The organism is Haladaptatus ordinarius (assembly GCF_054177595.1).
Map to the genome: position 1 here is coordinate 1 of NZ_JBPEHH010000148.1, position 7,383 is coordinate 7,383.

Sequence of the window (7,383 nt, forward strand, 5' to 3'; positions counted from 1 at the left end):
AGCGAAGTCAGCAGCGATGTAATTGCATCCGGGGAGAGTCTCATACAACCTCCCCTTCGCTCTACGAGTTCAGGTAGCCGTCGGCTTGCGATTTAGCCTCTTAACCGAATACGAATGGAGTGCAGGCATTGTGGAACGACACTCATGGCCGCCGAGCAGTGGTGCCCGACCTGTGGGTCGACAGAAATTGCGACGTTCGACGTCTCGTAATCCTGTTTCGACGTGGGTACCAGTGAGATCTCTAACACGGCGGACAGAAACGGACGCGATTCCGATCCGGACGAGAGTGACCATCTCAGCTGCGTTGATCGAATTCCTAGTTCGATACCGGTAAACTGCCTCGGGACTGTGCTGTCGCGCAGTCTTTTAAAACGAAATAGATCGCCTTAGCGCACGTCGCCTTTCTGCAAACGTACGCACTGGAGTGATATTTCGACCGGAATTGTTTTTCTTTCATCCCTTCGGTCGTGTCTGCGTCCGTGATTTTATTGTAGCGCACGCCTAGATTCGGTTATGCCATTCACCGCGAGCTGGCACACGCTGCTCGACGAATGCGACGCCCTCTCCGAGAGTGCAACCCTCGTCACACCGCTCACGGACACCCAATTCCGAATCACTGACACCCAAGAACATCGTATCATCATCGAGTTCGTCGATTCTGGCGACTCCCAACCACTCCAACGCGAGCAATTTGCAACGCTTGTCGAGCGGATCGACGACGCCAATGGCACCTTTGATCTTCAGCGCCTGCCCCCAGACGCGGAACCCTATGCCGCCGTCTTGAGTCTCCATCCTCGCTACGAATGTAATGAGCGGGCTGGCACGATGACTGCAACTGACGACCCGACAAGTTCACAGCTCATCGAGAGCAGGCCGTCTCCCTCCATTGACGATCAGGAGCGTGTCGAACCAGATCTCGACATCTACGCTGACATGCTGCTTCTCATTGATGCCCTCGAACGACACGATCCAACAGCACTCGACGCCTGTGAGACGCCAGCGCTCATCAACCTCTATACGCTCTGTTCAGATGTTCAGCGCAATGCGGGCGACCTCCGGCAGGACGTGCGAGAATTGCTGCTTGACCGACTCCACCACGATCAACCGGTACACGGCCAGTATGGCTCGGTGCAGCGGACAACACGGCGCAATCGCACGCTGAAAGACGATGACGAAGTTCTGCGCGTCCTCGAAGAGGCTGGCATTCCTCGTGAGCGCGTTATGGGTGTTGATCGCGAGAAAGTTGACGACGCGCTTGCAGTGACCGATCTTGCCGAATCGGCGGTGTACGACATCAGTGAAAGCGCGTACGTTCGGAAAGCCGAGGTCGACGAGGAACGCAAGGAAACTAGGCTCCAAGGCCTGAAAGACCAGTTGTCGCTTAGTGACGAACCTGAAGCCGATCAATTGCGGCAGGAGGTTGCGGAACTCGAACAACGGATCGACGAATTAACCGAATTCACACCCGGCACTGAACTTGGAACGCACTCATGATGCATGTGCTACCTGTAGATATTGGAGAGAGACGCGCTGATAGCTGTCTTTTATCGCTCCCCAGATAAGTGGTCGGTCGTAAACAACGGTACTGTGATACGACAGCCGACTGTTGGTTACTCCTCGTACAGACAGTGCCTGTTTGCTGTGTCGCCGGCGAGCGTTTGCTGATCGTCGGCAGTTGCCGCGAACAATTTCGATTGGTCTCCTTCGGACGCTCTTCAGTAGCGTAGCGGAAGTAGATCAGGAGCGTTAGTGCATACCGCCAAAGTAAGGACGAGTATGTGTAAGGATCGTCCCTCATTCAGCGGAATGCTTGAGGATCTTGTTAAGCTGGGAGCAATAGAATTTCGGTCCGAGCCGCTCGGCGGCATCGTCGAGCAGCGACTCAAGGCCATCTGGGTAGCTCGATCCTGTCCGAACTGTGAGGAACCTTTCCCTGCGTTGCTCCCTGAGGAAGGGGACTTAGCACCTAATTCCAGTTAAAAAATGACAATGGTTTCAAAGACGTTCGTTCAGTTGATTACCTTCACTCTAGAAATCATAGAAACCTTTCTTATGGTTGCCTGGGTTACAATGGTCATGTACGAGTCGATTCTGATTCCGACCGACGGAAGCCAGGAAATGGAATCAGTCGTTGATCAGGGACTCGAACTCGCAAAGCAAAGTGATGCGACCGTTCATACACTCCACGTAGTCGATGAACGAGCCTATCTGACAATTCCAGATGAGGCACGTGATCGTGTTCGAAAGACACTCGAAGAGGACGGTCAGGCCACAACGAAAGCCGTTGAGGAACGGATACGTGACGCCGGCCTCGATGTCATTCGAGCAATCCGATGGGGCAATCCGAGCGCGGAGATTCTTGCATATGCTGTCGAGAATGATATCGATCTTATCGTAATGGGAACCCACGGCCGGATGGGGTATGAACGGTATTTGCTCGGCAGTGTGGCCGAGAGAGTAGTACGAGCCACGCCGATTCCCGTATTAACGATCGCAGTTGGGAATATCGACAAAGCGATAGCAACCATTCAGAACGAGTTCCGTAACGAACCCGCAGCTGAAGGGGTAGAGACGGTATCTGAGGCACACGATCAGTTAGATGAGCTCTCAGATACATGACAACGACGGTTTAGATTGTCAATCCGGCACTGTCTAGTTAGCGCGGGTTGAGAAACGAGCAGGTTGTAGCGGTTGTGTCCTATGCAACTCGAAAACCTGCTCAGAGAGACATTAGATACGGCGACGAAGCTCTATTGAAATCCTATTAGTCCAACATCTCTCCCACTGAAACCACCGTTAAGTAGGTCGGTATACCCCTCAATCAGGAATCATACATCTCTATTCCCGGTTACTCAATCCAGCTCCGATTGCAGCACCAAATGCCACTCCGATTGCGATCCACAGTCCGAGATTATCCGTAGCAGAACCTTTCGATGTGTGTCTGTTTGCGAACCACTTGCTGTTTACCCCTCATTAGGGATGGGCAGCCCACTAGCAGAATTAAGGGGAATGACGATGTACCACACCATCTATCCGACAGGTACGGTTGTACCGTCAATACGTCACTCCGTCCTGGTCCACAGATACAATACGTCAAATCAGACTAGCATGGACATAGAAAGTACCGCTCAGGATTTTATAGCGCTCGTCCGTGAAAACGAGGTTGGTTTCTTGGCCGCTAGCTTCGCATACTACACCTTCATCTCGATACTCCCACTGGTACTATTGATCTTTCTGGTCATCTCCACGATCGCGGGCGAAGAACTGGCCCGGATTGTACTTCAACAGGTAGCACTCACCGGAATTTTCACTTCGGATGGCCAAGAACTCATCCGAAATGCACTCATCTACCCAACGGCACATTCAGAAGCGTCACTCCTCAGTGTTGTTCTCCTGTTTTGGAGCGGGATGAAGATCTTTCGAAGCCTGATGTTCGCGTTTGCACAAATTTACGATGTCCCGTTCGAAGGCAGCCCGATCAAATCAATCCGAAACGGAGTCGTCCTCATAGTCGCGCTAGGCATTTCGGTCGTATTTCAACTCGCTGTCTCACTTCCTGCTGCATTTTTTCGGGCACAATTACCACTATTCGGAGAAATAGGCTGGCTCGAACAGTTCATGTTCCTCTGTCTCATGTTGTTCCCGCTGTTCTATTTCCTTCCTCCGATACCGCATCGGGTTCGAAACGCCCTTCCAGGGACAGTCCTTACAGCCAGCGGATGGATTGTTCTTGAGTTCGGATTTGGAATCTACACGCAATTCGTCACGAATGTGTCGGTGTACGGGGTGTTTGGTACATTCATCGGTTTTATCCTCTGGCTTTACTTGATTGGCTTGCTCATCTTCCTCGGTGCCTGTCTCAACGTCGTTCTCACGACCGGAGGATCCTCGTCAGAGTCGACCGTCTAACCTAGACGGTGGAGTCCGTCCATAGGAGATAGTTACTCCTTGTGCCCTGGCCCGAGACGATCCTGAAAGCTACCGTGATCGCACTGGATATCTCTAGACGCAGTGATGCAGTAGCCAGGATGGTTTTGTGGCTGTACAGCATACTCTATTCGTTATGCCCAATACCAACCCAACAGCACACTTCGAGAGCGTCACAGATAGAGAGGTGACCTCACCGACGCTGATCGAAGGGCTCCCTGGTCTTGGCATGGTCGCGGGGATCGCTGTTGACCAAATCACCCGTCAACTTGGCCTGAATCTCCATGGAAGCATTCAATCTGAAGCCTTCCCTCAAGTTGCAGCATTTGCTGATGGGCAAATCCGTGATCCTGTTCGTGTGTATACTGGCACAGAGCCAGAGATTCTCACCTTGCAGAGTGATTTCGCCTTTCCACAGTCCTCAATTCCACCGCTGCGCGACTGTTTGCTCCATCAGTTAGGCATCGAGTTTGACCGAGCAATTTTCGTGGTCGGTGCGCCTGCTGAGGCGGAAGCCCAGATCGGCCAAGTTAGAGGAGTGGCGACAACAGATGACCTGGAAGCAAACCTTTCGGATGAAGGTATTGAAGTTGTGGCTGATGTGGGTCTGGTTGGTGGGGTGACTGGGGCGCTCATTAACGGCTGCTACCAAGTAGGGATTCCGTCGATAGTCCTGATCGTGGACGCACATCCCTATTTGCCTGATCCAGAAGCCGCGAGAGCAATGATCGAGAATGCCGTTGAGCCTCTCGTCGATTTTGATATGTCTGGCGAGCACTTGAGTTGCTCACTGAGTTGGGTATCATTCAGATCCGAGAGACCACACAGCGAAAGTACGTTTCCATCGATACAGAGCACATAGAGAAGTCAGAGCCCATCCTCGCCATCGAACAACCAGAGTATCATCAACCGGTTCGGAAGTATGTTCAGCGGATCCAAGATGCTCTCAGTGACACTGATGAGGTTCAGGACATCATTGGCGTCCTTGTGTTTGGAAGCGTTGCACGGGGAGAAGCAGATCGGAAGAGCGACATTGATCTTTTTGTCCTCGTCGAGGGGGATCGAACTGTCGCTCGACGAATCGTCACAGGGGTTGCTGCTGAACTGGGAGAGAAACGATTCGACGGAGATCGATATGAGTTTGAATCGTATGTCGAATCAGTTGAGAGTGCACAGCGTGCTGGCACGAAACTCCGAGAGATCTTCCGTGAGGGAATTACCGTCCACGGCGGGAATGAGTTCCAGCAAGTCAAAAAGGAGGTACTCGCGGATGAGCGGTAATCGAATCGAGTCGCTCGTCGATGACGTACAAGCAGCCTTCGATCGCAGACCATCCGATATTGAAGACGGACTCGATACAGAGAATGCAGATATTCTCCAGCTTCGAAAGTCTTGTCGACTTCTTGCTGGCGCAGAGATACTACTGGACAGAGGATTTCACACTATCGTCATTGAAGCATCATTCGTTGCGATTGAGCGCGTTATCGAGTTCAAACTTCTCGAAAGTGGTATCGAACCCAGGGATCTCCTTGGTACGCATCCGGGTGTATATCGGGAAGCAGCGACCCGAGGAATTCTAGCAGAGTCTGTCGCTGCGGATCTCAAAGACTTGTGGCGCAACCACCGTGCAAAGACGTACTACCAGGATGGATTGGCTGCCCGAAAACGTGCCGAGAAGATGACGAACTCGCTTCTGAGACGCATACGTTCGTCGTCAATCTCTCTTCGAAGAAGCACGAGTGTCTCTGCGACTCTTGAAACTCTCTCCTGGGTATACACCCTCTGAAACGGGTGTTTCGATCACATATTCTATGAACGCGAGTTTCAGAGTTTGTGCCGATCCTTTGTCAATCAAACCGGTAAATCGCAATCCCGTCGTGGTTGCATTCCGGACATCCGCTCGTTTCGACCTCAACCGTGGTTCCACACTGCCGACACTCAGCGATGACAATGGTGTGTGACCGGCCAGTAAGCTGCTCTAAGAGGTCTTTCATGCGAACTCCGGCCTGTGAGTGGTTCGTTGGTCGTCGATGACGAGGCCACAGTCCTCACAGACCGTTTTAATCACGTTGGTGGTAACCAGACCACCGCATTCGGGACACCCGGTAGTTAGTTCGCTCGGTACGTCTTCGTCGAAACCCGTTGGATAGCTGTCGCTGAGTTTCATCGAAATCATTTCTCATCGAGGCGCTCGATCTCGAACGCCCCGCACCTTTGAGGGGCGAAAAAACTACCCGCGAGACTGCGGCTCATGTGTATCGGAAGAATCGGAAACCACCCACTTCTATTTATGATATTGGACAGTGGATTGTTCTGACAGACGATGATTCACGATGCTCGTGTTCTGCAACCCCAATTCATCCCGAACGAGGTCGAGCATCGCAACCCGGAGGTCAACGCCCTCTCAAACACGCTCAAACCTATTATGGACGGCCAACCCGGTGAGACATCGCTTTTGCTCGGGCCATCTGGTGCAGGGAAGACGTGTATCGCGAAGTATACCGTCGATCGCCTGCGCGAGAACGTCCTCGACATCAATACCCAGTACGTCAATTGCTGGCAGGAGTTTACCCGATTCCAAGTGCTCTATCGAATTCTTGAGAGGATTGGAAAGACAGTCGATATCCATCGCCGGTCGACACCTAAAGACGAGTTACTTGACCGGCTTCAGGGATACGACGGCCCGCAGTACGTCATCATTTTAGACGAAGTCGATCAACTCGAAGACAAGAGCGTCCTCTATGATCTGTATCGGATGCGGACCATCTCGATGATCCTCATCGCAAATCGGGAGGAAGCATTGTTCAACCAGCTCGATAGTCGCTTGACGAGCCGGCTGCAGACGTCCGTTAAAATACCGTTCGAGAAGTACCACCTCGACGAACTCGTCTCGATCCTCCATGCTCGCGCACGATCGGGACTTTCGGAAGGGGCAATCGGAAACGAGCAGTTGGCCTTAATCGCCGACGCTGCAGCAGGGGATGCACGGGTCGCCATCGGCATTCTCAGAAACGCGGCCCGACGTGCCGATCAAGCAGAAGCGGCGCAAATCACGACCGATATCGTCCATGAAGCGGTTCCGGATGGGCGCCAGGAAGTCCGACAGAAAACCATCGACCAACTCACTCCGCATCAGCGCGTCCTCTACGAAATTTTAGATGAGCAAGGCGAACTCGATCCGGGTGAACTGTACGAGCGGTATCAGGAGCGGGTTGATGACCCAAAGACGAATCGAACCGTCAGGAACCATTTGGCGAAAATGGAGCACTATCGGCTTGTGATCGCCGAGGGCAAGAATCGCGCTCGTACCTACCGGCTTCGTTGATCGTTTCTTTCGGAAGAGCCTGTCTAAGAATTTTGCCTCACCAATCCTCCTGACGTCGGCTGAAGATACTCTTACACGGTTCGACGGATCGATTCGGCCGTCGACAAAAAAAGAGAACCGGGCTCAGTTAT

At 52.5% G+C, this 7,383-nt stretch carries 6 protein-coding genes and 4 pseudogenes; 8 read left to right on the forward strand and 2 right to left on the reverse strand.

The features are described from left to right. Positions 1–513 precede the first annotated feature (513 nt). The 3 genes and pseudogenes from ACR3FF_RS24585 to ACR3FF_RS24595 all read left to right on the forward strand — a co-directional run bounded on the left by ACR3FF_RS24585 (position 514) and on the right by ACR3FF_RS24595 (position 2,619). Complete coding sequence (locus tag ACR3FF_RS24585; protein WP_458190760.1) at positions 514–1,494, forward strand: DUF7983 family protein; 981 nt, start codon at positions 514–516, stop codon at positions 1,492–1,494. Positions 1,495–1,806: 312 nt separating this feature from the next. Further along, a pseudogene (locus ACR3FF_RS24590) lies at positions 1,807–1,923 on the forward strand (IS1595 family transposase); the annotation flags it as partial. A gap of 66 nt (positions 1,924–1,989) precedes the next feature. Beyond that, complete coding sequence (locus ACR3FF_RS24595) at positions 1,990–2,619, forward strand: universal stress protein (protein ID WP_458190761.1); 630 nt, start codon at positions 1,990–1,992, stop codon at positions 2,617–2,619. A 219-nt stretch (positions 2,620–2,838) separates the two neighbouring features. On the opposite strand, the pseudogene ACR3FF_RS27480 reads toward ACR3FF_RS24595, so the two are convergent. Next, positions 2,839–2,916 (reverse strand): annotated as a pseudogene (locus tag ACR3FF_RS27480) (hypothetical protein); the annotation flags it as partial. 192 nt (positions 2,917–3,108) lie between these two features. Here ACR3FF_RS27480 and ACR3FF_RS24600 point away from each other — a divergent pair. The 4 genes and pseudogenes from ACR3FF_RS24600 (at position 3,109) to ACR3FF_RS24615 (ending at position 5,685) form a co-directional block, all read left to right on the forward strand. Continuing rightward, positions 3,109–3,909, forward strand: coding sequence for a YihY/virulence factor BrkB family protein (locus ACR3FF_RS24600; protein ID WP_458190762.1), 801 nt, complete (start codon positions 3,109–3,111; stop codon positions 3,907–3,909). Positions 3,910–4,063: 154 nt separating this feature from the next. Next, positions 4,064–4,789: a proteasome assembly chaperone family protein gene (locus tag ACR3FF_RS24605; RefSeq protein ID WP_458190763.1), complete on the forward strand. Its 726-nt coding sequence runs from the start codon at positions 4,064–4,066 to the stop codon at positions 4,787–4,789. Beyond that, a complete protein-coding gene (locus ACR3FF_RS24610) occupies positions 4,711–5,208 on the forward strand; it encodes a nucleotidyltransferase domain-containing protein (RefSeq protein ID WP_458190764.1) in 498 nt (165 codons plus the stop codon). Before ACR3FF_RS24605 ends, ACR3FF_RS24610 begins: the two co-directional genes overlap by 79 nt. Then, a pseudogene (locus tag ACR3FF_RS24615) lies at positions 5,198–5,685 on the forward strand (DUF8154 family protein). Before ACR3FF_RS24610 ends, ACR3FF_RS24615 begins: the two are co-directional and overlap by 11 nt. Positions 5,686–5,923: 238 nt before the next feature. Here ACR3FF_RS24615 and ACR3FF_RS24620 read toward each other — a convergent pair. Continuing rightward, a pseudogene (locus ACR3FF_RS24620) lies at positions 5,924–6,094 on the reverse strand (TFIIB-type zinc ribbon-containing protein); the annotation flags it as partial. A 156-nt stretch (positions 6,095–6,250) separates the two neighbouring features. On the opposite strand from ACR3FF_RS24620, the gene ACR3FF_RS24625 reads away from it, so the two are divergent. Continuing rightward, positions 6,251–7,252, forward strand: coding sequence for a Cdc6/Cdc18 family protein (locus ACR3FF_RS24625; protein ID WP_458190765.1), 1,002 nt, complete (start codon positions 6,251–6,253; stop codon positions 7,250–7,252). The last annotated feature ends 131 nt before the right edge of the window (positions 7,253–7,383 follow it).

Coding starts and splice junctions, on each gene's coding strand:
- ACR3FF_RS24585 (WP_458190760.1), top strand. CDS start 514: ATGCCATTCACCGCGAGCTGGCACACGCTGCTCGACGAATGCGACGCC.
- ACR3FF_RS24595 (WP_458190761.1), top strand. CDS start 1,990: ATGGTTTCAAAGACGTTCGTTCAGTTGATTACCTTCACTCTAGAAATC.
- ACR3FF_RS24600 (WP_458190762.1), top strand. CDS start 3,109: ATGGACATAGAAAGTACCGCTCAGGATTTTATAGCGCTCGTCCGTGAA.
- ACR3FF_RS24605 (WP_458190763.1), top strand. CDS start 4,064: ATGCCCAATACCAACCCAACAGCACACTTCGAGAGCGTCACAGATAGA.
- ACR3FF_RS24625 (WP_458190765.1), top strand. CDS start 6,251: ATGATTCACGATGCTCGTGTTCTGCAACCCCAATTCATCCCGAACGAG.